The 1,206-nt window shown below is 45.7% G+C and carries 1 protein-coding gene; it reads left to right on the top strand.

The genetic code is table 11. The annotated features are described in order from the left end of the window. Positions 1–112: 112 nt before the first annotated feature. On the top strand, positions 113–1,206 hold a 1,094-nt coding region (locus tag R7Q38_RS23965; protein WP_318114553.1), incomplete at its 3' end, for a PHP domain-containing protein.

Raw genomic sequence — 1,206 nt, 5'->3', positions numbered from 1 at the left:
CGAAATTATGCGCGATTACTACATTGCTCATACCAAGCAAGGTCGCTGGTTATGGGTATTTCGCGATCAACATAAACATTGGTTTCTTCATGGCTATTTTTGTTAAGTTGTTATGAGTTACGCAGAATTATTTTGTCAGTCTAATTTCTCTTTCCTCACTGGCGCTTCTCATGCAGAAGAGCTTGTGTTGCAAGCGGCTTTTTATCGCTACCATGCCATCGCGATTACTGATGAGTGCTCGGTCGCTGGCGTGGTCAAAGCCCATGCAACGATTGAACAGCATAAACTTGATATCAAACAGATCGTCGGCAGCATGTTCTGGCTCAACGAAGAGTGCCAAATAGTCCTACTTTGCCCCTGCCGTAAAGCTTATGCTGAGATGTGCCGTATCATCACTAACGCGAGACGACGCAGCGAAAAAGGCAGTTATCAGCTTTCTGAGTGGGATCTGATGTCGATTCGTCACTGCTTAGTATTGTGGCTTCCTACCCATCAAGCGAGTGACCATTACTGGGGGCGCTGGCTCAATCAACACCATAACAATCGACTATGGGTTGCGATTCAACGTCATCTTGGTGGCGACGATGATGCCTACACAAATCACTGCGAGAAGCTAGCTCACGAATTGCAACTGCCTATTACAGCTTGTGGCGGCGTACTCATGCACACGGCTGAGCGCCTGCCTTTACAACATATACTCACCGCCATTAAGCATGGTTGCAGTGTTGATCAGCTGGGCTTTGAACGTCTTTCTAATGCTGAACGCGCATTACGACCACTGAATAAGTTGGTTCGTATCTACAAACCAGAGTGGCTAGAGGAAAGTAAGTACATCGCGGATTTGTGCGAATTCAAATTGTCTGATCTGAAATACGAATACCCTACAGAACTGATTCCTAATGGCTATACACCAAATTCTTACTTACGAATGTTGGTGGAACAAGGTAAAGAGCGTCGCTTTCCTGAAGGCGTGCCGGAGGACATCAACCAAACCATCGAAAACGAACTGAGGTTGATAGAAGACCTCAAGTACCATTATTACTTTTTAACCATTCATGACATCGTCATGTTTGCTAAACAGCAAGGCATTCTTTATCAAGGCCGGGGATCAGCGGCGAATTCCGTCGTGTGTTACTGCTTAGAAATCACCGCCGTCGATCCAAGACAAATCTCTGTCTTGTTCGAACGATTTATCAGTAAAGAACG

This window comes from Vibrio sp. Vb0598 (assembly GCF_033338935.1).
Lineage (GTDB): Bacteria > Pseudomonadota > Gammaproteobacteria > Enterobacterales > Vibrionaceae > Vibrio > Vibrio alginolyticus.
Note: the sequence above shows the minus strand (reverse complement) of the source record. Positions and strands in the feature narration are given on the sequence as shown.